Source organism: Streptomyces sp. LUP30 (genome assembly GCF_001746365.1).
Classification (GTDB): Bacteria; Actinomycetota; Actinomycetes; order Streptomycetales; family Streptomycetaceae; genus Streptomyces.
The window spans coordinates 144,437-168,131 of record NZ_MJAJ01000009.1; the positions used below are offsets into that span (position 1 = coordinate 144,437).

Here is a 23,695-nt window from a genome sequence, read left to right on the forward strand (position 1 = left end):
CCCGTCCCCCAGGAGGTCGAGTTTTTTGAGTCACAAGCGAGTTACGAAGCGCAAGGCCATCATCGCGGCTGGCGGTGTGGCAGCGCTCGGAGCGGCGGCCATCCTGCTTCCCCAGGCCAACGCCTCTCAGGACGGCGGTTCGGGCAACACCGCCTCGGTGAAGACCCTGAAGGCGGGCAACGCCTCGGACCTCGCCTCACAGTTGCAGAAGATGCTCGGCGACTCCTTCGCCGGCTCCTACTACGACGCCGCCGCCAAGCAGTTGGTCGTCAACGTGGCGGACGTCTCCGGGGACCGGAACGGCGTCCTCGAGCAGGCGAAGAGGGCGGGCGCCAAGGTCCGTGAAGTGGACAACAGCACGGCCGAACTCAAGGCGGCCGCACAGACGCTGAAGACCAAGGCGACCATCCCGGGCACCTCCTGGGCCGTCGACCCGAAGACGAACAGGATCCTCGTCACCGCCGACAAGACCGTCACCGGCGGCAAGTGGAACAGGATCGAGTCGACCGTGAAGAGCCTCGGCTCCGGCATGGCGACGATCCGGAAGTCATCCGGCGCCCTCAAGCCCCTCGTCTCCGGCGGAGACGCGATATTCGGCGGCGGAGCACGCTGCTCCCTCGGCTTCAACGTGAAGGCGGGCGACGGTTCCGCGGCCTTCCTGACGGCCGGTCACTGCGGGGTCGCGGCCAAGCAGTGGTCGGACTCCCAGAACGGCCAGCCGATCGCCACGGTCGACCAGGCGACCTTCCCCGGCAACGGCGACTTCGCACTTGTGAAGTACGACGACCCGAACACCCAGGCGCCGAGCGAGGTCAACACCGGTCAGCAGACCGTCGCGATCAGCCAGGCCGCCGACGCCACGGTCGGCACGCAGGTCTTCCGGATGGGCAGCACCACGGGTCTCCACGACGGCCAGGTCCTCGGTCTCGACGCCACGGTCAACTACCCCGAGGGCACCGTCACGGGCCTCATCCAGACGGACGTCTGCGCCGAGCCCGGTGACAGCGGCGGCTCGCTCTTCACCCAGGACGGCCAGGCCGTCGGCCTGACCTCGGGCGGCAGCGGCGACTGCACCGCGGGCGGCGAGACCTTCTTCCAGCCGGTGACCACCGCGCTGGCGGCCGTCGGCGCGACCCTCGGCGACGCAGGCGCAGGCAACGCCGGAGGCGCCGGCGCCGCGGGCAACGCGGGCGGCGCGGCGGGCAACGCGGGCGGCGCGGCCGGCAACGGCGGTGCCGTGGACGAGAACGGCGACGGCATCGACGACCAGACCGGTGAGCCGATCCAGGGCGGCGGCGCGGCGGGCAACGGCGGTGCCGTGGACGAGAACGGCGACGGCATCGACGACCAGACCGGCGAGGCCATCCAGGGCGGCGGCGCGGCGGGCGACGGCAACGCCGACGGCGGCGTGAACGAGACCGGCAACGGCGGCAACCAGGCCGCCGACGGCGGCAACCAGGCGGGCAACGGCGGCAACCAGGCCGGCAATGGTGACAACCAGGCCGGCAACGGTCAGCAGGACGGCTCGGGTGTGACGCAGTCGCACTGACACGACGTCATGTGAACGGTCCGGCCCCTCCGGCGGGGGGCCGGACCGTTCGCGTGAGCGCCCGACCGCCCGGCCCTCACCGGTCCTCCTGCGGCCGCAGCAACAGCAGCGCCACGTCGTCGATCCGTTCCTCAGCCGCCGCGTAGTGCCCCACCAGCTCGTCGGCCAGCTCCTCCAGCGGGCGGTCCCCGGCCGCGCCGAGCCGCCGTCCCAGGTCCGCTACCGCGTCCTCGATGTCGACCCCCGGTGTCTCGATGAGCCCGTCCGTGTAGAGGGCGAGGACGCACCCGGGGCTCAGCTCGACCTCCGTGGTCGGATAGGTCGCCGAGTCGTCGATGCCCAGCAGCGGGCCGCCCGCGAGGTCCAGGACCCGTACCCGGCCGTCCGGCCGCCGCAGCAGCGGCGGGGGATGCCCGGCCCGGGCCATGACCGCCCGTCCGCGGGCCGGATCCAGACGCAGGTACAGACAGCTGGCGAGCAGCTCGGAGCCGAGATCGATCAGCAGCCGGTTGGTGCTGCGCATGACCTCTCCGGGTTCCTGCCCGACCGTCGTGTACGCGCGCACGGCGGTGCGGATCTGCCCCATCAGCCCGGCCGCGGTCACGTTGTGCCCCTGTACGTCCCCGATCACCGCCGCGGCGAGCGGGGGCGAGGGCACCAGGTCGTAGAAGTCGCCCCCGATCTCCATGCCCCGGGTGGCGGGCAGATAGCGGGCGGTCGCCTCCAGGCCGGCCAGCGACGGCAGTGAGGGCGGCAGCAGCGCCGCCTGCAGGCCGTGGGCGAGCTGGTGCTTGACGTCGTACAGCAGGGCCCGGTCCAGGGCCTGGGCGATCAGCCCCGCCAGGCTGGCCAGCACCGCGCGTTCGTGCGTGGAGAACCGGCGCGGTGCGGCGTAGGCCAGCACACAGGCGCCCACCGGGCGGCCGGAGGCGATCAACGGCAGGTAGGCCCAGGCGGCGAAGCCGTCCGGGGAGGTGTGCCGCGCCGGATACAGGCGTTCCAGCTGTTCCCGGGAGTCGAAGAACGCCGGGACCCCGTGGGCCACGGCGTGCGCGCCCGGGGTCGGGGCGGTGAGCGGCATCCCGTCGAACCGTTCCACGGCGTGCGGGTCGGGATACCCGTGGTGGCCGAGCACGTGCAGCCGGCCGGCCTGCGCGCCGAGCAATGCCAGGGCCTGGCTGCCCACCGCCGGCGCGATCTCGTCCGCGACCAGCCCCACCACGTCCTGCACGCTCACCGTCTCGGTGAGCGCCCCCGCCATGCTCAGCGCCTGCGACATCGACACGAGCCGGGTGGGCGCATCCCCCGGCTTGGGGCCGGCGGGCCGCATCTCCGACACGGCCCGGGCCCGGCTGATCCGGACACTGATCCCGGTGGTGCTCGGGTACAGCCGGAACGACAGCCACTCGGAGGGCGGCCGCAGCGCCACGAACGAGGTGGCGTTCTGACTGATCAGCGCGGCCCGGTAACGCTCCTCGTAGATCGGGTCGTTGAGCCACGGCACGCTCGCCCACAGCTGGGAGCCGAGCAGCCCGCTCACCGGGACGCCGAGCAGGTCGGACGCGGCGGCGTTGGCGAAGCCCACCCGCCCGCTCAGATCCAGCGAGCACATCCCGTACGGCAGCCGGGCCACCATCCGGGCCGCCTCCAGCGAGCCCAGCGTGTCCGAGACACCGCCCAGCGGCCCCGCTTCCAGCAGATCCGACTCGGCGAGCACCGCACGGTTGCGGGCCGCCGCGCGCTCCAGCCGCAGCGCCAGCCGCTCACAGGCCGACGTCAGCTCGTGGCGCTCGCGGTCGGACAGCTCCGGGGGGTGGGAGCCCGGCCAGGTGAGGAAGACGGCGCCGTACACCCGGGACCCGGTGGCCACCGGCAGCGCGGCCAGCGCGAACGGATACGGCAGCACGACGGCGATCCGCGGATAGCGCCGGGCCATGTCCTCCTGTCCGCCCACCCACACCAGTCGCCGCTCGCGCGCCGCCTCGGCCACCGGAATGGGCGCGCTCAGCCCGACCCGCTCCCAGGGCGCGGCGAAGGACCGGGGCAGGCCCGCCATCACCGCCATCTCCAGCACCGGCTCGTCGCCCGGACGCAGGTAGACCGCGCCGGAGTGCGCTCCGACGGCGTCCATCATCGACGTCAGCGCCAGCGAGAGCAGCGGCCGGCCCACCGGGGCCCATGCCGAAGCCGGCGCCTGGCCGGACGTCTGCTCGGGCACGGCGACCACCTCCTCGCCCGGCGCCGCGCGGGTCAGGCCTCAAATCTGCCCCCTCACGCCGCGACGCGCACGGCGAGCGGCGCGCCCGCCGAATGCCGTCTCGTACCCCGTCGGCCCGTTGTCATGCCCCCCGGACCGAAGCGCGCGGCGGTGGGCAACCGCCCCGCGTGCGCCCCCGCGCACCCTGATGGCCGGATCTTCGCGCTCAGGAACGGTCCGGGAGCCCGAACAATGGGCACGCGCTGAACACCGAGAAACCTGCGTACGGCTAGTCGAAGGGGCGGAAGTGATCCGGGTCTTACTGGTGCACGACGCATGTCTGGTCAGATCGGTCCTCGCACAGTGGTTGTCCAGGGAGCCGGACCTGCGGGTGGACGACGTCCCGTGGCGCAGCGCGGCCGGCCGGGTGGGGGCGGTGCGACCGGACGTGTGCGCGGCGGACCTCGACTGCTCCGACACGTACGGCATCCCGCCTCTGGGCGATCTCAGTCCGCGGGGCGTCGGCCTGGCGCCACCGCGGCTGCTCGTGCTTGCCAGCGCGAACCGGCCGGGCCTGCTGAAACGGGCGCTGGAGGCGGGCGCGCTCGGCTACGTCGACAAGGCCGGCACGCCGGAACAACTGCTGCGCGGCATCCGGCGAGTCGCTCAGGGGGAACGTTTCGTCACCGATTCGCTGGGCTTCGGTTTCCTCAAGGCCGCGGAGATGCCGCTGACCCGTCGGGAACTGAGCGTGTTAACCCTCGCCGCCGAGGGCGCCTCCATCGCGGAGATCGCGGGGAGCCTGCACCTGTCCCACGGGACCGTGCGGAACTACATGGCGGCGATCACCCGCAAGACCGGCGCCCGCAACCGCGTGGACGCCATCCGCATCTCCCAGGGGCAGGGCTGGCTGTGAGACGGCCCCGGACTCTCCGGGCCCCCCAGGCTTCCCAGATTCCCCAGGCTTCCCCGGTACCCCGGACGCTCCAGGCCCTTCCGGCTCCGGGCGCTCTCGGGCGTTCCCGGCGTCGTCGTCGGTCCCCTCGGCCGTCCACGAGCCGACGAGGTCGCGGTAGAGGGCGGAGCGGCGCACCACCTCGTCGTGGGTCCCGCACATCGTGCGCGGACCGTCCATGACCAGCACCCGGTCGGCGCGCCGGGCTGAGCTGACGCGGTGCGCCACGACGACCAGGGCGCCGCCCGGCCGGGCGGCGAACGCCTGCTCGGCGCGTGCCTCAGCCTCCGGGTCCAGATGACAGGTCGCCTCGTCGAGGAGGGCCAGCGGGGCGGACGACAGATACGCCCGCGTGAGGGCGATCAGCTGGCGTTCGCCCGCCGACAGCGCCGCCGGGTCCACGGTCGCGTCCGGACCGCCCAGCGCGTCGAGCAGGGGGGCCAGTCCGACGGCCTCGGCCGCGGCGAGCAGCTCCTTCTCGGGTACGGGGTCCGGCCGCAGGTGCGCGAGGTTCTCGCCCAGGGTGCCGCTGAACACGTACGCCTCCTGCGGGATGAGGACGCGCCGGGCGGCGGCGTCGCCTCCCGGCACCGGTCGGCCGCAGACCCTGATCTCCCCGCGCACCGGTTCCAGCAGTCCGGCGACCAGCCCGGTCAGGGTCGATTTCCCGACCCCGCTCGGGCCCACGACCGCCAGGTGGCCCCCGGCGGGCACGGTGAGCGTGAGGTCGTCGACGACGGGCGCGGAGGCGGGGCCGTAGGCGAAGGTGAGCGCGGTCAGGGCGAGCGCGGGGGGCGTCCGCGGCGCGGCCGCCCCCGGGGGGTGCGGGGCGCTCGGGCCCGGGGGGTGCGGGGCGCTCGGGCCCGGGCCGGGTGCCGGTCGGGGCTCCGTCGGGTCGGGCGGGGTCAGCCGGCGCAGCACCACGGTCAGCCGGGATCCGCTGGTGCCCAGGCCGTGGACGAGGCCGGTCAGGGCCGGGAGCAGGGACTGGGTGACATAGGCGAGGGCGCCGACCAGCGCCCCCGGGGTGACGCCGTGCGCCAGGAGCCAGGGGGCGCAGGCCAGCAGCATCACCAGCGGCAGATGACCGCCGAGCGCGAGGCACGCCACCCGGACCACGCCCCAGCGGGCCAGGGCCCGGGCCGCCCGCAGCTCGGCGTCCACGAGGACGCCGGTGTCCGCGGCGATCCGGTCCTCCGCACCGGCCGCCGTGACATCCCGCAGCCCGGGGCAGACGGCGCCCAGGTCCTGCGCCAGCGCCTCGTCGGCGGCGAGGAACGCCTCCTGCCGCCCGGCCAGCGGACGCAGGGTCAGCGCGAACAGTGCCACCCCCGCGGCGAGCGGAGGCACGACCGCGAGGAGCAGCGGCGGGGCCAGCGAGCACAGACCGGCCAGCGCGCCCGCGGACGTGAACACGAACGAGCGCGAGACCATCACCAGGCCCGCGAAGGTGTCCCGGGCGATCTCCACCTGCTGGGTGAGCCCGGACAGCGCCCCGCCGTCCGCCTCGCGCACCCCGCGCTCCACCACCCGCACGACCAGCCGGTCCCGCAGCGGTTCGACCAGCGCGGCCACCGCCCCGTACACCCGCCCGGTCCCGTAGGCGCCCAGCAGCACCCCGAGCGCGGCCGGCGCGAGCCATCCGAGCCCCACCGCCGCGCGACCGGCCAGGAAGCCGTCGTCCAGGGCCCGCGCCAGGGCGTACCCGAGCAGAAAGGTCTGCCCGGACTCCAGCACCGACCAGCCCACCAGCCGTGCCAGGGCCCGCCGGTGGGCCTTGAGGAACCTCAGCCCTCGCGTCCTGAGCCGCTCCGGAGCGTCGGCGGGGCTCATCGCGGCCCCTCGCCGGCCGCAGCCGCGCCGAACACCGCCCGATAGCCGGGCGCCCGCCACAGCTCCCGGTGCGTGCCCACCGCGCGAACGCGCCCGCCGTCCAGCCAGGCCACGGCGTCCGCGCGGGCGGCCGTGGCGGCGCGGTGGGCGACGACCAGGCGGGTCGCGGTCGTCGTGCTGCCGAACACCACGTCGGTGACCTGGCGCTCGGTGACCGTGTCGAGGCTGGACAGGGCGTCGTCGAGAATGAGCAGCCGGCCGCCGTGCGCGAACGCGCGGGCCAGGCCGAGACGTTGGGCCTCGCCGCCGGAGTGCGGGGCGTGGGCGCAGGGGGTGGCGTAGCCCTGGGGCAGACGGCGGACGAAATCGTCGGCGCGGGCGGTACGGGCGGCTTCCCGGACCCGGGAGGGGGAGGGGGCACGGCCCGGCGGCCCGAGCGCGATCGTGGCCTCGACGGTCGCGCCCAGCAGCGCGGGGCGGTCGAAGGCCTGGGCGATCGCCGCGCGCAGTTCGTCCCGGGGGAGCGCGGACAGCGGCACGCCGTCCAGCAGCACTTCCCCCGCGTCCGGATCGGCGAGTCGGCCGGCCAGCGCCGCCAGCAGCGACTTCCCGGCGCCCGAGCGGCCCACCAGGGCCAGCGTCCGCCCGCCGGGCACGACCAGGTCGACGCCGTCCAGCACGGTGCGCCCGCCGCGCCGGGCGGTGACCCCGCGAAGCTCCAGCCGGCCCGTGCCGTCCACCGGCAGACGCCGGTCGCCGTGGGCGGGCGCCGGCTGGTCCAGCACCTCGCCCAGGCGCGCGGCGGCGGTCCGGGACCGGACCAGGCCCGAGAGCTGCCCGACCAGCACGCCCACGCCGGTCGCGAGCACCGCGTAGCGCGAGGCGGCGAGGACGTCACCCGCCGACAGCCGATGCCGGGTGAGCAGCACGCCCGCGACGGCGACGACCCCGAGGTGCAGCAGCGGCGCCACGGCGACCGCCTGCGCGGCGGCCCGGCCCTGGACCCGCCACATGCGCAGTCCCGCCCGGGACAGTGCGGGCAGCGGACGCAGGATGCGGGCGGTGTCGCGGTCGGCCGTGCCGGCGGCGCGGATCGTGCGGGCCCCGGCGACCGCCTCCGTGAGCGCGGCCGCGATCCGTCCCTGCTCCCGCTGGTAGTCCGCCACGCAGACCGAGGTGTCCCGGGCGAGGGTGCGCAGCAGGAGGGTCAGGACCGGGGCCCCGGCCAGGAAGACGGCCGCGAGCCACGGGTCGACGAGGGCCAGCGCCACCACGGCGCCGACGGGCCCGGCGAGCGCGGCCAGCAACGCGGCGCGGGAGCCGGGCGCCGTGCCGGCCTGGGCCGCGTTGCCCACGACGCGCGCGACGAGGTCGCCGGCGCCGAAGCGGTCGGCGGCGCGCGGGCCCACGGCCAGGATGTGCCGGGTGACGCGGCGGCGCAGGAAGGCGGCCGTGCGGGCGTCCAGGGTGCCGGCGAGCACGGTCTCCAGGGCGTCCAGCAGCGTCAGCAGGGCGAGGAGGGCGGCGCAGTACAGCACCCAGCGGGTCGCGGGGGCGTGGACGATCAGCAGGTCGAGGGTGCGGCCCAGGGCGGCGGGCAGCAGCAGCCCGGCGCCCGTCGCCGCGACGCTCACCAGGCACAGGGCCACGCAGCGTCCGGCGCTGTGCCGGGTGGCGGTGCGCAGCAGTTCACCGGTCGTCCGGTCCATCGGCATCCTGGTCCCGCGCTTCCTTCGGGTTCCCGGGGCGGCAGGACCCCGGGCGGCCCTCTCCCTGAGGAGCGGACCGCCCGGGGCCTTCAGCACGACGTGCGGGTCACAGACAGAGGATGACGCTCGCCGCGCTGACGCAGGACAGCAGGCTGACGGTGCTGTTGCCGCCGCCGCCGTTGTGCTCGTCGGATTCCATCGTCTGCAGGTCGAGAAGGGCCATGGTGTGTCCTTTCGTCGGTTGGATGTCTCGTCCCGTGGGGACGGGGTTGCGTCACGACTCCGTCGTTGCCGCGGAGCCGCGTCATCAGGGCCGCCGGTGCGGCGGCGGAAGGAACGGCAGGTGGGCGTCGGCGCCCGCGCCGTCGGGGTCGAGGGCGGCGGCCAGGGCGAGCAGACAGCCCGCGGTGCCGGTGCCGAGGTCCATGGACAGCCGCATCATCTGGTGTCCGGGGAAGGCGAGTTGGCCCTGGTAGGACATCGCGAACCAGCCCAGCGCGTCGATCTGCTCGTCGAGCCGTGCCCGGGTCGCGCCTTCGGCGGTGGTACGGGCCAGGTGCAGGATCATCCCGGCGCGGCCCTGGAAGAGGCCGGGCTGTGCGTAGAAGCGGGACGTGGCCGCGGTCAGGACGCCGGCCCGGGCCCGGGCGAACTCCCCGCCGGGGTCCGGGAGACGGACCAGAGCATCGTCGAGCACCGCCCCCACGCCCACGCTGCCGTCGCCGAGGTAGGGCAGGGTCCGCCATCCCTCGTCGACCTCCAGCGAGCCCCCCTCGCGTTCCACGCAGGCCGCCAGGTCACGGCGCAGGGCGACGTCCGCCGCCGACAGCAGCGCGCGCTCGCCGGTCGCCTCGTACTGCCGGAGCAGGAACAGCGCGGGCCCGCTCGCTCCCCGCAGCAGCCCGGCGCGCCGCCGGGGCGTGTCCGGCACGGGTTCGGCCAGACGGCGCACGACGATGTCGGCGGCCTCGGCGGCCCGTGCGCGCAGCTCCGGCTCGCCGGTGCGGCGCGCCAGGTCGGCGAGGACGAGCCCCAGTCCGGCCAGACCCCCGTGCAGGTCGGAGGACAGGTTCTGCCACCGCTCACGCAGGATGCCGTCGATCAGGTCGAGCGCGCGCTGCCGGTGACCGAGCAGGTCCAGCACGTGGGCGACGCCGGCGAGGCCGTCGTAGAGCCCCAGCGGGGTGCCCGTCGGCGGCGGTGCGGTGCGGTCCAGCAGCCAGCGCTCGCCCTCGTCGTGACGTTCGGCGCCGGTGGCCCGGAGCGCGTACAGCACGCCGGCCGCGCCGTGCGCCAGGCCCAGTCCGCCGCCGTCGGAGAACTGGGCGACGTCTCCGGGGTAGAGCCGGTCGTCGCGATCCGGGGTGGCCGAGGCGAGGATCGCCTTCACCATCGAGTCACGGCTGTGCGGCCAGTCGGCGGGTTCCACCCGCAGGGCCGGCGCCGACGCCACGCGCGTGGGGCGCGGCGAATCCGCGGGCCCGCGCCGGTGCGGTTCCTGCGACACCTCCCCGACGTCACGGGTGATCTCCGCGACCGCCTCGTCGAGGAACTCCGCCGGCACGTCCGGGAACTGCTCGGCGATCACCTCGGCCAGATGGGCCGCCTTGCCCCGGTCGACCACGAACAGCGTGGTGACGGGCAGGAACAGGGCGAGCCGTAAGCACGCCAGCGCGTACCGGTCGACGTCGGCGCCCCGGCGGTCGGGCGGGGCGAAGAAGCCCGGGTGCGCCACGACCTGGCGGCCGTTCTCCTCGGCCGGGGCGGCCGCCTCGAAGTCGATCAGGTGCACCGACTCCTCGTCGGGCGCCACCATGATGTTGAAGACGTGCAGGTCGTTGAAGACGATCCCGCGCGCGTGCACCTTCTCCACCGCCTGCTCCACCGCCCGGTGGATGCGCACCGCCCACGCGGTGTACGCGGCGACGGCCGCCGGATCCGGGTCGGGGGACAGCAGCGGGTGCCGCTCGGCGAAGAACGAGTTCAGAGGCCGTCCCGGGACGAGGTCCATCACGAGGAAGCGGTGGTCGCCGAGCAGGAACCAGTCGCGCACCTCCGGGACCACGCCGGTGCCGGACACCGCCTCCAGCGCCCGCTTCTCGCGCTCCAGCCGGACGATGGCGTCCGCCCCGTCCGAGGCCAGCCCTGCGTGCGGCCTGCCCTCCTTCAGCACCACCTTGCTGCCGTCGCGGGTGTCGGTGCCCGCGTAGACCCCGCCGCCGTTGGAGAAGTGCAGCGCCTTCTCGATGCGGTACGGCAGGTCGCCCACCGTCGTGGTGTTGCGGGCCACGAGGTGCGGCTCCAGGAACGCCGGCAGCGTCACCCACGGCGGCACCTGGAAGGAGGGCGCCCGCCGGTCCGGCACCAGATTCCCTTCGCCGTCACGCACCGCCGGCGCCAGCGAGCCGCGGTCGTCGACGACGAACATCCGTGCGAACGCGCCGTAGCGGACGTAGAGCGGGCCCTCGTGCCAGCGCAGATCGGTGAGGATGTAGGGGCCTTCGCAGCCCTCCAGCAGGGCGCCCAGCTCGCGCAGGACCGTGTGCAGCTGCTCCTCGTCCGCCGGGTAGACGGTGACGAACTTGCCGCTCGTGTCGCGGCCCGCGTACTTGGTGTTGCGCAGATGCAGCAGGTGCGGCCCCGGCACGAACTTGAAGGGGATGCGGCGCGCGACGCAGTAGTCCCACACGATCGCGGCGATCCGCTCCGCGTTCGCCCGGGTGGCCGAGGCGTGGATCTTCCATCCCTGGGCCGGTCCCGGCGCCGGGGAGCCGTCCGTGTCGAGCGGCGTCAGCGTGAGCCAGTCGCCGATCCGCGCCGACGTCCAGCCCTCGGGGACCGGCCGGCGCGCCGTGTCGTACAGCGGAGCGGTCCCGCTCCCGCCGGCGTTCAGCCGGTCGGGCGTCTCGTAGAAGTGCGTGTCCGCCAGCGCGTACACCTCGTACCGCTTGTCCATGCGTCCCCCTCCGTGGGCCCGCCAAGAGCCTCGCAAGCCCCAGGGGGGCGCGGACAGTCACGCCTGTCACGAGCTCACCGTGCGGAACGCACGCGTAAAGACCTGTTCGGCTTCGTTCGAGCACGGGCCGCCCGACGCCCCCCGCGGCCGGCCCTTCCGTCCCTTCCGCCGCCCCGAAACGGGCACAGGGGCTGCGCGCGGACCGCGATGGCGCTGTAATTGCGGTCGTGGTCAGTGAGGGTGCCGCGGAGCGCAGAACGGGACTTTCGCGTGCCGAAATCGCCCTCAAGACGATCACGGCCGATCTCGCCGCACCGGACCGGGTGCGCCGCACCCTCGAACAGGCGCTCGTCTTCGCGGGCGCGGCCGTCGCCGCCGTCTACACGTCCGGGGCCGGTGGCGACCTGCTCTGCCTGGCCGAGGCGGCCGGCGTGCCGCGGACCCTGTACGGGCTGCGCGAGAGCTATCCGCTGGACGGCCGCTCACCGGCCGCCGACGCCCACCGCACCGGACGGCCCGTGTGGCTCGGTCCGGCGGGGCTCGCCGACTGCCCGGAGGCACGGCGGATGCCCGCCCGGGACGTCCACCTGGCTGCCCTGCCCCTGCGTGACGGCGCGGGCTGTCTGCTCGTCCTCAGCGAGCGGCCCGACGGCTTCGACGCCGACGCCCGGGCCTGTCTGGAGCTGGTCGCCGAGGTCGTCGCCTTCCCCGCCGCGGTCGCCCCCGCCGAGGGCGAGGAACTGCGCGCGGGCGATTTCAGCCTGGCCATGGACACCGGCCGGGTCGAGGTCGGCGACGAGATCCTGGAGCTGTTCCGGATGCCCCGCGCCGACTTCGACGGCCGGGTGGAGACCCTCCTCGGGCGCGCGGTCCCGGAGGACCTGCCCTCGCTGATGTCCGTCGTCGAGGCCGACCACATGACGATCGGCGACCGCGAGCTGGAGTTCCGGGTGCTCCAGCCCACCGGGCCGCCGAGGTGGCTGCGGCTGCGCGGCCGGCTGCTGCCCGGCGGCGACGGCCGGGCGGCGCGGCTGGTCGGCACCGTCGCCGACGCCTCGGCCCTGCGCGACGAGGTCACCGACGTGGCCCGGGTACAGCGGCTGGCCGCGGCGCTCGCCACCGCCGGCACCGTCCGCGACGTGAGCCAGGCCGTCGTCGCCGCGCTGCGCAAGCCCCTGCAGGCCGACCGGATCGCCCTCGCCGAGGTGGAGGGCGAGCGGCTCGTGGTCACCGTCCTCGATCCGCCCGAGCCACAGTCCTGGCCCGCGCTGTGGCGGCTGGAGTGGCGCACCGAGTGGCCGGACGCGTCCGTGCGCGCCATGCCGACCCTCGCCGCCGCCCTGCGGGAGGGCCGCGCCCGGATCTGGCCCGCGGGCACCGTCCTGGAACCGGCCCTGGCCGGGGTCGGTCCCGGCGGACTCGCCGTCCTGCCGCTGTCCGCCGGCGGTCGCACGGCGGGCGCCTGCCTCATCGGCTGGGACCGGCCGCACCACTTCGGGCCCGACGAACGCGCCCTGCTCACCGCCTCCGCCGGCCTCGCCGGGCAGGCCCTGATGCGCGCCCACGCCTTCGACGCCGAGCACGAACTCGTCGCCATGCTGCAGCGCCAGCTGCTGCCGCGCCGGCTGCCCGTGCTGCCCGGCGCGGTCGCCGTCGCACGCTATCTGCCCGCCACCGCCGGCCTGGAGGTCGGCGGCGACTGGTACGACGTCATCCCGCTGCCCGACCACCATGTGGCCCTCGTCATCGGCGACGTCCAGGGCCACAGCGCGGCCGCAGCGACCCTCATGGGGCAGATGCGCACGGCCCTGCGCGCCTACGCCGCGGAGGGCCATCCGCCCGACGTGGTCGTCTCCCACGCCAACCGGCTCCTGCTGGAACTGGAGACCGACCTCTTCGTCACCTGCTGCTACGTCGACGTCGGCATGGAGGACGGCACCGCCTGGTGCGTGCGGGCCGGGCACCCGCCTCCCGTCGTGCGCCACCCGGACGGCTCGACCGACATCGCCGAGACCGACGGCGGCCCGCCGCTGGGCGTCCTGCCCCAGGCCGAGTTCCCGATGACGCCGCTGCGGCTGTCGCCTGGCGCCGTCATCGCCCTGACCACGGACGGGCTCGTGGAGTCCGCCGACCTGGACATCGACACCGGCCTGGCCCGGCTCGCCCGTGGACTGTCGGCGTCCGACCCCGCCCAGCTCGGACTCGTCGCCGACGCCCTGCTCGGCGACGCCCACCGCGGCGACGACGTGGCCCTGCTCCTCATGCGCTACGACGGCATGGCCGTCAAACCCCTGCGCGAGGGCTGGACGGTGTGGCGGGTGCCCGAGGCCTCCCGGCACGCCCGCCGCTTCACCCGGCGCACCCTGCGCGGCTGGGGCGTCACCGAGACCGCGATGGACGCCGCCCTGCTCGTCGTCTCCGAGCTGGTCACCAACGCCCTGGTGCACACCGGCGGCCCGGTCCGCCTGGACCTCACCCTGATCGGCAGCCGGCTGCGCGTCGCCGTCACGGACGCCTCTCCCCGGACGCCCGTCAAGCCGACCGACCCGGGCTGGGAGGCCACCGGCGGCCGGGGCATCCTCCTCGTCGAGGCGATGTCCGACGCCTGGGGGTCCGTGCCGGTCAGCGGCGGCAAGCAGGTGTGGAGCGAGCTGGTGCTGCGCGGCTGAGCCGCCGCACGCCGCGCACCGCCGTGCAGCGCCGCCGGGCCGTGCGCCGGGCCGCCAGGTGTCCGCGGGCCCGGGCAGGGTACCCGGCGGCCATGGACAACTTCGCCTCCGCCTACCTCGCGGCATCCGGAAGGTCCGCCCTGGCCACCGTCGCGTTCATCGTCGTCGGACTGGTGCTCGTGGGCGGTCTGATCTGGGCCTTCCGGCTCGGCCACAAGATCCGCAAGAGCGAGCCCGCACCGCCGAAGCCGCATGAACAGCCCCGGATGCCCGCGTCCGGACGGACCCACGAGAGCCGTACCCGCGAACCCAACGAGATGCCGCGGGCGACCGACGAGGGCGAACGTCTCACGCCGCACGAGCTGCGGACCACCGGCAGCCGGGAGAGCGCCGACCAGCGCCGCCCCCGCTGGGAGGAAGGCTCCGGCGGCTCGTTCGGCAGCGGCGGTCCGGGAGCGGGCTGAGCCGCCGCACCGGCCCTGTCGCCGACAGGGCGCCGAAAGAACAGAAGGGTGTTGAACTGTCGTGACCGCGCACACCGAGGAGAAACCCGCGACCCGCCGTCCCGAGACGGGGTGGGCCACGGCCCGCCGGGTGCGCCGCGCCCCCGCGGCGCCGCGCACCTGTCTGGCGGCGGTGGCGGCGTCCGGGACGCAGCCCGGCCCGGAGAGCAACATCATCCGGGGCGAGGACTGACCGGCCGGCGACACGGAGCGCCGGAATCGGCCGCTGCGCACGACGGTTCAGGACCGCGCGGCGCGCGGACGGGCGTGCGACGAGGACCGGACGCCCCGGCGCCCCGCGCCGGCGGGCTCTGCCCGGCCGCGGGCTCACCCGCCGCGCGGCGTTCCCCTGCCGAGCACCTGGTACAGCGCACGGCGCACCCTCCGGGCCAGTCGCCGTGCGCCGCCCGGCTGGGGCGCCGGGACCACGAGGACGCCGTCCTGATCGACGTGCAGGGCGAAGGGCAGCGGGTGAAAACGCGCCCCCTCCGTTTCGGGCGTGAGGCACACCGCCGTCAGCCAGGTCCGGCCCCTGAGGCCGTCGACCGGCAGGACGGCCTCCAGCCGCCCGCCCGGGGACAGCGCGGCGACCACCTCCCAGGCGACGCCCGGCTTCGCCGGCACCAGCCGCAGCACGGCGTCGGCGCTCTCCGGCACATGCAGGGGCAGGACCACCCAGAACCGGTCCTCCTCGACGCTCACGTCCCCGGCCGCCACCCGGCCCAGACCGAGCCGCTTCGTGGCGTGGCCGACGTCCAGCGCGAGACTCGCGTGCCGCTCCGTCCAGTAGGGCAGCACCACACGGCCCGCCACCACCGCGGCGGGCGGAGCGGGCCGGCCGTGGCGGGCCGCCGGGCCCAGCCGCACCTCCTGCGTCCAGCCGCCCAGGCGCACGCGCACCCACATGTCCCACAGGCCCTCGCCGGGCGCGTCGCCGCTGACCGCGGTCGCCGGGTCGAGGACAGCCGTGGCCCGCAGGACGAGCCGCACCCGGCTGCCGTCGCCGGTCGGCACGGTCTCCCGGACCACCTCCACCGGCTGAAGGTACTGCGCCGAGCCGGTCCGCTCGCGCAGCAGCAGGTCGGGCACGGTCCGGTCGAACCGGTCCACGGTCTCCGCGCCCAGCAGGCGCACCGCCCCGGCGAGATCCCGCGGTGGCCACCGCGGTGAGCCGGCGGCGGACGGGAAGGCCATCGGCCCGCCGTCGTGTGTCAGCTCGGCGGTGAAGACGATCCGCAGCACGCCCTCCTGCCAGGCGACGTCCTCGGGGCCGACGGCGAGCGCGACGCCCGTCTCCCACTGCGCGAACGCGACGACGTCGTCGTAGCGTCCCTCGGCGGCCAGCGCGGCGACGACCCGCTGGGCGGGCTGCAGCGGCGCGGCGACCCCCGGCCCGAACCGTTCGACGACCACCGCGTGGATCTCCGCGAACAGTTCCCTGCGGTAGTCCTCGGGCAGGTCCAGGAAGCGCCGGCCGCGCAGCCGCTCGACCATCTCCACGCGCAGCCAGCGCCGGAACAGGCTGTCTCGCACCGGACCCGGCGCGGTGTACCGCTCGACGACGTCGAGGGCCTCCCGCACGTCCTTGAAGTAGCCCACCGGATCGGGCCGCCGCAGGCTCAGGTTCGAGCCGTCGTCCCGTCGCACGTGGTAGTAGCAGACGTAGTCGCCGAGCACGCAGACGTTGTCCGCGCGCAGATAGGCCTCGGTGACGAAGACATGGTCCTCCAGGCGGCGGCGCCCTTCGGGGAAGCGCAGCCCGGTGCGCTCCAGAAACGCCCGTCGGAACATCTTGTGCGGGGTGAGGCTGTCGATGAGCGGCGCGTTCGCGACGTCGGCGCGCGGGCGGTTCGCGCGGAACAGCTCCACCGGCACCGAGCGCCCGTGACCGGCCGACTTGCCGACGACGACGTCCGCGTCGTTCGCGACCCCGTAGGCGTACATCCGCTCCAGGGCCTCGTCGCCGAGGCGGTCGTCGTCGTCGACGAACATGACGTACTCGCCCCGGGCGGCGTCGATGCCGACGTTGCGGGGCCCGCCCGGCCGGCCGGAGTTCTCCTGGTGGACGACACGCACCCGGGCGTCCTCGGCGGCGAGCGCGTCGAGCAGGGCGGGGGTGGCGTCGGTGGAGCCGTCGTCGACGAAGATCACCTCGTACTCGCCGGGCGGGAGCGACTGCCCGAGCAGCGAGGCGACGCACGTCTCGATGCGAGGACCGGGGTCGTGGACGGGGACGATGACGCTGACCTTGACCGGCATCGGGCTCCTGGCCCCCTTGCTGGATCGCTCTGCCGCGCGCGGAACGGCGGGTGCGCGTGGCCCGATGCTAACCCCGCCGCCGACGCCCCACCTGTCCTGATCCGTCCCGCGGCGCCGGTTTCGTATCCTGACGCCGTGCGTCTTCTGCTGATGGCCGACACCCACCTCCCCAAGCGCGCCAAAGCGCTGCCCGCCGCCCTGCTGGAGGAGCTTCCGCGGGCGGACGTGGTGATCCACGCCGGGGACTGGGTCGACACGGCCACCCTCGACCTGCTGGAGAGCCGCAGCCGCGCGGTCGTCGGCGTCCACGGCAACAACGACGGGCCGGACCTGCGCGCGAGGCTGCCCGAGGTGGCCCGGGCCGAACTGGGAGGGCTGCGCTTCGGGGTCGTCCACGAGACCGGCCCGGCCCAGGGCCGGGAGGCCCGCTGCGCCGCCCGCTTCCCGGACCTGGACGTCCTGGTCTTCGGCCACAGCCACATCCCCTGGGACACCACCGCCCCCGGCGGGCTGCGTCTGCTCAACCCCGGCTCGCCGACCGACCGCCGCCGTCAGCCGCACTGCACCTATCTCACCGCCACCGCGGCGGACGGCCGTCTCACGGACGTCGTGCTGCACCGGCTGCCGACGCGCTGAACCGGGATTCCCCCGGGGGCCGGACAGAGGCCGGGCCGCTCCCGGCCGAGAAGGTCGGGGGCGGCCCGGTACTTGCGGGTGTGCGTTGCTTCAACGGACCTCCTTCCTTCGCTGGACGAAGGGCAGAGGACGTGCATCCCTGTCCGTGCTGGTCGCCTACCCACCTCACAACCTTCCATAACGGACCAACAGTCGTTTTTCGCATCGAAAAAACCGGTGGACGTCACGGTCGGCGCCGGATGACATGGCAGACGTGCTCATCGACACCGCGCTCGTACGCCGTCTGCTCGCCGCGCAGTTCCCGCACTGGGCCCGCCTCCCCGTCGTCCCCGTGCCGAGGTCCGGCATGGACAACGCCACCTTCCGCCTCGGCGACGAACTGTCCGTCCGGCTCCCACGCCACGCGCACTGGGCCGGTCAGGTCGCCCGGGAGCAGCGCTGGCTGCCGCGGCTCGCGCCCCTGCTGCCGCTGCCCGTCCCGGAGCCCGCCGCCCAGGGCGCGCCCGGCGAGGGCTACCCCTACCCGTGGTCGGTGTACCGCTGGCTGGAGGGGGAGACGGCCACGCCCGAGGCGCTCGTCGACCCGGTGCGCACCGCCCGCGACCTCGCCGGCTTTCTCACCGCCCTGCATGCCGCCGACCCCACCGGGGGCCCGGGGCCGCAGCCCGGCAACGCCTTCCGGGGCGTCCCGCTGGGCGACGACCGCGACTCGATCGCCCACGAGAGCCGGGTGCGGCCCAAGATCGCGGCGCTGAAGGAGACCGGCCTGGTCGATGCCGACGCGCTCACCCGGGTCTGGGAGGCGGCCCTGGCCGCGCCGGCCTGGCGCAAGCCGCCGGTGTGGATCCACGGCGACCTGGACGCGGGCAACCTGCTCCTGCGCGAGGGCAGGCTCGGCGCGGTCATCGACTTCGGGACGCTGGCGGTGGCGGACCCCGCCGTGGACCTGCAGCCCGCGTGGAAGTTCCTGCCCGCCGAGGCCCGCCCGGTGTTCCGGGAGGCGGTCGGCGCCGACGACGCCACCTGGGCGCGGGCCCGGGGCTGGGCGCTGGCCGGGTCGCTGCCGGTCCCCGACGACCCGTTCTTCCGCGACCACCCGGCCCGGATCACGGCGGCGCTGCACCACCTGGAGCAGATCGTCGCGGACCACCGGGCGGACCGCGCGTGACGGCACGGCCGTCAGCGATGGACCGGCCCCCGCGCGAGCGTCAGCGGAGCGCCACTGCCGCCCCAGCGCAGCGCGACGATCTCGGCGGCCACCGACACGGCCACCTCCTCGGGCGTCCGGGCCCCCAGATCCAGCCCGATCGGTGAGCGCAGCCGGGACAGCTCGCGCTCGGTGAGCCCGGCCGCCACCAGCCGGGCGCGGCGCCGGTCGTGCGTACGGCGACTTCCCATCGCCCCGATGTAGGCGGCGGGCCGGCGCAGCGCAGCCTCCAGCAGCGGCACGTCGAACTTCGGGTCGTGGGTCAGCACGCAGATCACCGTGCGGGCGTCGGTGTCCGTGCCGTTCAGGTACCGGTGCGGCCAGTCCACGACCACGTCGACGCCCGGCGGGAAGCGCCGGGGGGTCGCGAAGGCCGGGCGGGCGTCGCACACCGTGACGCGGTAGCCGAGGAAGTCCCCGACGCGGGCCACGGCGGCCGCGTAGTCGACGGCGCCGAACACCAGCATGCGCGGCGGCGGCGCGAAGGAGTGCAGGAAGACCGAGACGTCGTCCTCGCGCCGGCGGCCCTGCGGTCCGTAGTGGCGCATGGTGGTGGCGCCCACGGCGAGCTCGCCGCGCGCGTCGGCCGTGACGGCCGCGTCCAGGCCCTCCGTGCCCAGGGCGCCGCGGACGCGGTCGGGCCAGACGGCGAGGACCGCCCCGCGGGGCGCCGGGCCGTCGACGACCGAGGCCACGGCCACCGGCTCGCCCGCGGCCACCGACTCCGCGACCGCGCCGAACGACGGGTCGAGGCGGGGCGAGACGGCCCGCACCAGCACCGAGATCTCGCCGCCACAGGTCAGTCCGACGGCGAAGGCGTCCTCGTCGTCGTATCCGAAGACCTCCAGCCGGGCCGCGCCGTCGGCGACGACCTCCCGGGCCAGCTCGAACACCGCGCCCTCCACACAGCCCCCGGACACGCTGCCCACGACCTCGTCGTCGGGCCCCACCGCCATCGCCGCGCCCGGCTCGCGTGGCGCGCTGCCGGCGACGGCGACCACCGTGGCGAGACCGAACGGCGCACCGGCGGTGTACCACCCGTTCAGCACCGGAAGAATGTCGCGCATGTCCGCACGTTAATCCGTTGCGGCCCCGCTCGCCGGTCTGCTGCACTGCGCAGGGTACCCACTCGCCGAAAGATCCCAGGAGCACCGATGCGCACACCGTTCATGTCCACCCAGCAGGAAGGAATCACCCCCATTTCAAAGGACATGACGCTTCGTGCACGTGCTCAATCTCGGGATTCTCGCCCATGTCGACGCGGGTAAGACCAGCCTCACGGAACGGCTGCTGCACTCGGTCGGCGTCATCGATGAACTCGGCAGCGTCGACGCCGGCAGCACCCGGACCGACACCCTCGCGCTGGAGCGGCAGCGCGGCATCACCATCAAGTCGGCCGTCGTCTCCTTCCGGATCGACGACGTCACCGTCAACCTGATCGACACCCCCGGCCACCCGGACTTCATCGCCGAGGTGGAGCGGGCGCTCTGCGTGCTCGACGGCGCGGTGCTCGTCGTCTCGGCCGTCGAGGGGGTCCAGGCGCAGACCAGGATCCTGATGCGGACCCTGCGCCGGCTGCGCATCCCCACCCTCGTCTTCGTCAACAAGATCGACCGTCGCGGCGCACGCGACGAGGGGGTCCTGCGGGAGCTGACCGAGCGGCTGTCCGCACGGGTCGTCCCGATGGGCTCCGTCACGGGGCCGGGCACGGCTGCGGCCGCCTTCACCGCCGTCGAACCGGCGCTCGAGCCCGCTGTCGAGGTCCTCGCCGACCACGACGACGCCCTGCTGTCCGCGTACGTGGACGGCGTCGTCACCCAGGAGCGGGTCCGGGAGGCCCTCCTCGACCAGACCCGCCGCGCCTTCGTCCACCCGGTCTACTTCGGCTCCGCCACGACCGGCGCCGGGGTGCCCGAACTCGTCGCCGGGATCGCCGAGTTGCTGCCCGGCGCGGACGGCGACCGCGACGGGCCGCCGTCCGGCACGGTCTTCAAGGTGGAGCGGGGCCCGGCCGGCGAGAAGATCGCCTACGTCCGTCTGTTCTCCGGCGTCCTGCGCGTCCGCGACCGCGTCCCCCTCGGCGGCGGCGACGGCCGTGGCCGGGGTGAGGACGCGGGCAGGGTCACCGCGATCAGCGTCTTCGACCAGGGCACGGACGTACGTCAGGAGGAGGTGGCCGCGGGCCGGATCGCCCGGCTGTGGGGCCTCGTCGACGCCCGGGTCGGCGACTGTCTGGGCGAACCCCGCGACGAACGACGGCGCTTCTTCGCGCCGCCGACCCTGGAGACGGTCGTCGTGCCGGGGCCGGGCGTCGACCGGCGCTCCCTTCACCTCGCCCTCACCCGGCTCGCCGAGCAGGATCCGTTGATCGGCCTGCGTCACGACGAGGTCCGGCGGGAGACGTCGGTGTCGCTCTACGGGGAGGTGCAGAAGGAGGTCCTCCAGGCCACCCTCGCCGAGGACCACGGTCTGGCGGTCGACTTCCGTGAGACGACGCCCCTGTGCGTGGAGCGTCCGGTGGGCGTCGGAGCCGCCGCCGAGTTCATCAAGAAGGACGCCAACCCGTTCCTCGCCACCGTGGGCCTGCGCGTCGAGCCGGCCCCGGCGGGCAGCGGGGTGCGCTTCGGCCTGGAGGTGGAACTGGGCTCGATGCCGTACGCCTTCTTCAAGGCGGTCGAGGACAGCGTCCGCGAGACGCTGGGCCAGGGCCTGCACGGCTGGCAGGTGACCGACTGCGCCGTCGCGATGACCCACTGCGGCTACTGGCCCCGTCAGAGCCACGCCCACCAGGGCTTCGACAAGAGCATGTCGAGCACGGGCTACGACTTCCGCGGTCTGACTCCGCTGGTTCTGGCCGAGGCGCTGCGCCGCGCCGGCACGCGGGTCCACGAGCCCATGCACCGCTTCCGCGTCGAGGCCCCGGCCGACACGCTGGGCGCGCTGCTGCCGGTGCTGGCCGGCCTGCGCGCCGTGCCCCGCACGACGGACGTCAGGGGGGCGCGCTGCGTGCTGGAGGGCGCGGTGCCCGCCGCCCGGGTGCACGGCCTCGAACAGCGCATTCCCGCGCTGACCCGGGGGGAGGGCGAGTGGGAGAGCGGCTTCGACCACTACGCGCCCGTCGTCCACGGGACGCTCCCGGAGCGACCGCGCACCGACCACAATCCGCTCCACCGTGAGGAGTACCTGTTGCGCGTGACGGGTCGGGTGGCCAACTGAGCTGACAGAAAGCCAACTTACTCGTGGGTCAGAAGGTATTGACGGTGTCCGGAAATCACCGGACTGTAGTGGACATGCCGAATATCCGGGCTCGTCTGCTCGCTGTTCTGGTTGTCCTCTGCGGACTCTGCGGCTTCCTGACGGTGGCGGGCCCCACGGCCGCCACCGCCGCCACCGCCGCCACGATCCCCGACTCCCTCTCCTTCGACGGCACGGCGCTCACCGTGTCGGGCGGCCGCTTCGTCGACGGCAACGGCCGCGAGGTCGTGCTGCGCGGCTACAACGTCTCCGGCGAGACCAAGCTCGCCGAGAACAAGGGCCTGCCCTTCGCCTCCGTCGCCGACGCCAGGAAGTCGGCGACGGCCCTGCGCGCCCTCGGCGGCGGCAACTCCGTGCGCTTCCTGCTCTCCTGGGCCTACGCCGAACCGGCGCGCGGCCAGGTCGACACCGCCTACCTGGCCGCCGCCACCGACCAGATGCGCGCCTTCCTCGACGCCGGCATCCGGGTCTACCCCGACTTCCACCAGGACCTCTACTCCCGCTGGCTGTTCAACGCGGGCAGTTGGTACACCGGCGACGGGGCGCCCAAGTGGGCGGTGGATCTGGGCGGTTACCCGAACGAGTCCTGCGGGATCTGCCTGCTCTGGGGGCAGAACATCACCCAGAACGGCGCGGTCAAGGCCGCCCAGCACGACTTCTGGCACAACGACCACGGCCTCCAGGACTCCTTCCTGGCAACCGCCCAGCAGACCATGACGTACGTCAAGGCCAACCTCACCGCCGAGGAGTTCGCCGGCGTCCTGGGCTTCGACCCCTACAACGAGCCCTACGCCGGCGCCTACGACTCCGGCCAGACCAGCCGCACCTGGGAACGCGACCTGCTGTGGCCCTTCTACGTGAGGTTCCGGGCCCGGATGGACGCGGCCGGCTGGGCCGACAAGCCCGCCCTCGTCGAGCCGAACCTGTTCTGGAACGGCAACGTCAGCAAGGAGGAGGGCGGCCTCCTCGACGCGGGCGCGCTCGGCTCCCGCTATGTCTTCAACACCCACTTCTACGACCAGAAGGCCATCTCCGGCATCCTGATGTGGGGCAACGCGGCGGACGGCCAGTACGTCGGCGACCTCGGCACGGTCCGCGACCGCGCCTCCACCGCCGGGACGACCGCGATCGTCAGCGAGTTCGGCCACCCGCTGAACGGCAACACCGCCGGCAAGGCGCCGACCGTCCTGAAGGCGATGTACCAGGGCCTCGACTCCCGCGTGAAGGGCGCCAACTGGTGGACCGCTCCGGCGACTTCGGGCCCGGTGCTGTCCGGCTCGCAGTGGCAGTGGGACATCTACAACGGCCGCCACCACGAGCTGATGAACGACAACCCCGACAAGGTGCGCACGACCGGCGACGCCTGGAACGACGAAGACCTCTCCGCCGTACGCCTGGACGATGGCGGGGCGGTGGCCCTGCGGCAGGACGCCCGGCTGCTGGACCGGATCTACCCGAGCGCCACCTCCGGCACGACCGTCGCCTTCACCTACGAGGACCGCTCCCGCGACGGCTCCACCACGCTCACCTGGAATCCGGTCCCCAGCTCCCTGCCCAACACCAGGCAGCTCGTCGGCTCCGGCCAGTACGGGCTGCTGGTCTGGCGTTCGAACGGCGGCACGGCGCCCACCGAACTGCACCTGCCGGCCTCCTTCCCGACCGCCACGACCACGGTCGTCTCCGACCTCGGCACGGTGTACGCCCCGCCCGCGTACACGACGACCAGCAAGATCGCCGCGGCCGCCGAACCGGGCGGCACGGGCAGTCGTCGCCTGCTGCTCGGCGCCCAGGACTCGGGCGTCCTGCACTACGCACTGGTGACCAACGGGGCCGCCGCGCCGTCCGCGACCCTGCTGGCGGCCGCCCGTACGGAACTGTCGGCGTGGGCGGCCCAGAAGACGGGGTGAGCACGCCGGACACGACCAAGGGGTGGGCGGCGGTCACCGCTGCCCACCCCCGCCGCGCCG

Annotated in this window: 15 protein-coding genes and 1 pseudogene; 9 read left to right on the forward strand and 7 right to left on the reverse strand. The window is 74.6% G+C overall.

Annotated elements, in window-relative coordinates; genetic code table 11:
• Positions 1–25 precede the first annotated feature (25 nt).
• Positions 26–1,549 carry a S1 family peptidase gene (locus BG482_RS11045; protein WP_079141736.1) on the forward strand — a complete coding sequence of 508 codons (1,524 nt, stop codon included), beginning with the start codon at positions 26–28 and terminating at the stop codon, positions 1,547–1,549.
• A 76-nt stretch (positions 1,550–1,625) separates the two neighbouring features.
• Here the strand turns inward: BG482_RS11045 and BG482_RS11050 are convergent, their stop codons facing one another.
• A complete protein-coding gene (locus BG482_RS11050; protein ID WP_370745771.1) occupies positions 1,626–3,767 on the reverse strand; it encodes a SpoIIE family protein phosphatase in 2,142 nt (713 codons plus the stop codon).
• 187 nt (positions 3,768–3,954) lie between these two features.
• Between BG482_RS11050 and BG482_RS42485 the strand changes: the two are divergent.
• A pseudogene (locus BG482_RS42485) lies at positions 3,955–4,578 on the forward strand (LuxR C-terminal-related transcriptional regulator); the annotation flags it as partial.
• On the opposite strand, the gene BG482_RS46085 reads toward BG482_RS42485, so the two are convergent.
• The 4 genes from BG482_RS46085 to lanKC all read right to left on the reverse strand — a co-directional run bounded on the left by BG482_RS46085 (position 4,501) and on the right by lanKC (position 11,199).
• On the reverse strand, positions 4,501–6,534 hold the full coding sequence (locus BG482_RS46085; RefSeq protein WP_069768771.1) for an ABC transporter ATP-binding protein: 2,034 nt from the start codon (positions 6,532–6,534) through the stop codon (positions 4,501–4,503). The pseudogene BG482_RS42485 and the gene BG482_RS46085 overlap by 78 nt on opposite strands.
• Complete coding sequence (locus tag BG482_RS11060) at positions 6,531–8,249, reverse strand: ABC transporter ATP-binding protein (RefSeq protein WP_079141737.1); 1,719 nt, start codon at positions 8,247–8,249, stop codon at positions 6,531–6,533. The genes BG482_RS46085 and BG482_RS11060 overlap by 4 nt, the downstream gene beginning before the upstream one ends.
• A gap of 100 nt (positions 8,250–8,349) precedes the next feature.
• Positions 8,350–8,466: a SapB/AmfS family lanthipeptide gene (locus tag BG482_RS11065; RefSeq protein ID WP_069768772.1), complete on the reverse strand. Its 117-nt coding sequence runs from the start codon at positions 8,464–8,466 to the stop codon at positions 8,350–8,352.
• An 84-nt stretch (positions 8,467–8,550) separates the two neighbouring features.
• Positions 8,551–11,199 carry a class III lanthionine synthetase LanKC gene (gene lanKC / locus BG482_RS11070; protein ID WP_069768773.1) on the reverse strand — a complete coding sequence of 883 codons (2,649 nt, stop codon included), beginning with the start codon at positions 11,197–11,199 and terminating at the stop codon, positions 8,551–8,553.
• A gap of 227 nt (positions 11,200–11,426) precedes the next feature.
• Between lanKC and BG482_RS11075 the strand changes: the two genes are divergently transcribed.
• The 3 genes from BG482_RS11075 (at position 11,427) to BG482_RS43865 (ending at position 14,564) form a co-directional block, all read left to right on the forward strand.
• Positions 11,427–13,868, forward strand: a complete 2,442-nt coding sequence (locus BG482_RS11075; protein WP_069768774.1) for a SpoIIE family protein phosphatase — start codon at positions 11,427–11,429, stop codon at positions 13,866–13,868.
• A gap of 92 nt (positions 13,869–13,960) precedes the next feature.
• Positions 13,961–14,332, forward strand: a complete 372-nt coding sequence (locus tag BG482_RS11080) for a DUF6479 family protein (protein ID WP_176741347.1) — start codon at positions 13,961–13,963, stop codon at positions 14,330–14,332.
• Positions 14,333–14,393: 61 nt separating this feature from the next.
• Positions 14,394–14,564: a hypothetical protein gene (locus BG482_RS43865; protein ID WP_176741348.1), complete on the forward strand. Its 171-nt coding sequence runs from the start codon at positions 14,394–14,396 to the stop codon at positions 14,562–14,564.
• Positions 14,565–14,698: 134 nt separating this feature from the next.
• Here the strand turns inward: BG482_RS43865 and BG482_RS11085 are convergent, their stop codons facing one another.
• A complete protein-coding gene (locus tag BG482_RS11085) occupies positions 14,699–16,630 on the reverse strand; it encodes a glycosyltransferase family 2 protein (RefSeq protein WP_069768775.1) in 1,932 nt (643 codons plus the stop codon).
• A gap of 135 nt (positions 16,631–16,765) precedes the next feature.
• On the opposite strand from BG482_RS11085, the gene BG482_RS11090 reads away from it, so the two are divergent.
• Positions 16,766–17,266, forward strand: a complete 501-nt coding sequence (locus BG482_RS11090; RefSeq protein ID WP_069768776.1) for a metallophosphoesterase — start codon at positions 16,766–16,768, stop codon at positions 17,264–17,266.
• Between the two features lie 244 nt (positions 17,267–17,510).
• On the forward strand, positions 17,511–18,434 hold the full coding sequence (locus tag BG482_RS11095) for an aminoglycoside phosphotransferase family protein (RefSeq protein WP_069768777.1): 924 nt from the start codon (positions 17,511–17,513) through the stop codon (positions 18,432–18,434).
• Positions 18,435–18,445: 11 nt separating this feature from the next.
• Here the strand turns inward: BG482_RS11095 and BG482_RS11100 are convergent, their stop codons facing one another.
• Positions 18,446–19,540 carry an XdhC family protein gene (locus BG482_RS11100; RefSeq protein ID WP_069768778.1) on the reverse strand — a complete coding sequence of 365 codons (1,095 nt, stop codon included), beginning with the start codon at positions 19,538–19,540 and terminating at the stop codon, positions 18,446–18,448.
• Positions 19,541–19,694: 154 nt separating this feature from the next.
• On the opposite strand from BG482_RS11100, the gene BG482_RS11105 reads away from it, so the two are divergent.
• Together BG482_RS11105 and BG482_RS11110 are read left to right on the forward strand one after the other, a co-directional pair.
• Positions 19,695–21,689, forward strand: a complete 1,995-nt coding sequence (locus BG482_RS11105) for a translation factor GTPase family protein (RefSeq protein WP_069768779.1) — start codon at positions 19,695–19,697, stop codon at positions 21,687–21,689.
• Positions 21,690–21,763: 74 nt separating this feature from the next.
• Complete coding sequence (locus tag BG482_RS11110; RefSeq protein WP_069768813.1) at positions 21,764–23,635, forward strand: cellulase family glycosylhydrolase; 1,872 nt, start codon at positions 21,764–21,766, stop codon at positions 23,633–23,635.
• Positions 23,636–23,695 lie beyond the last annotated feature (60 nt).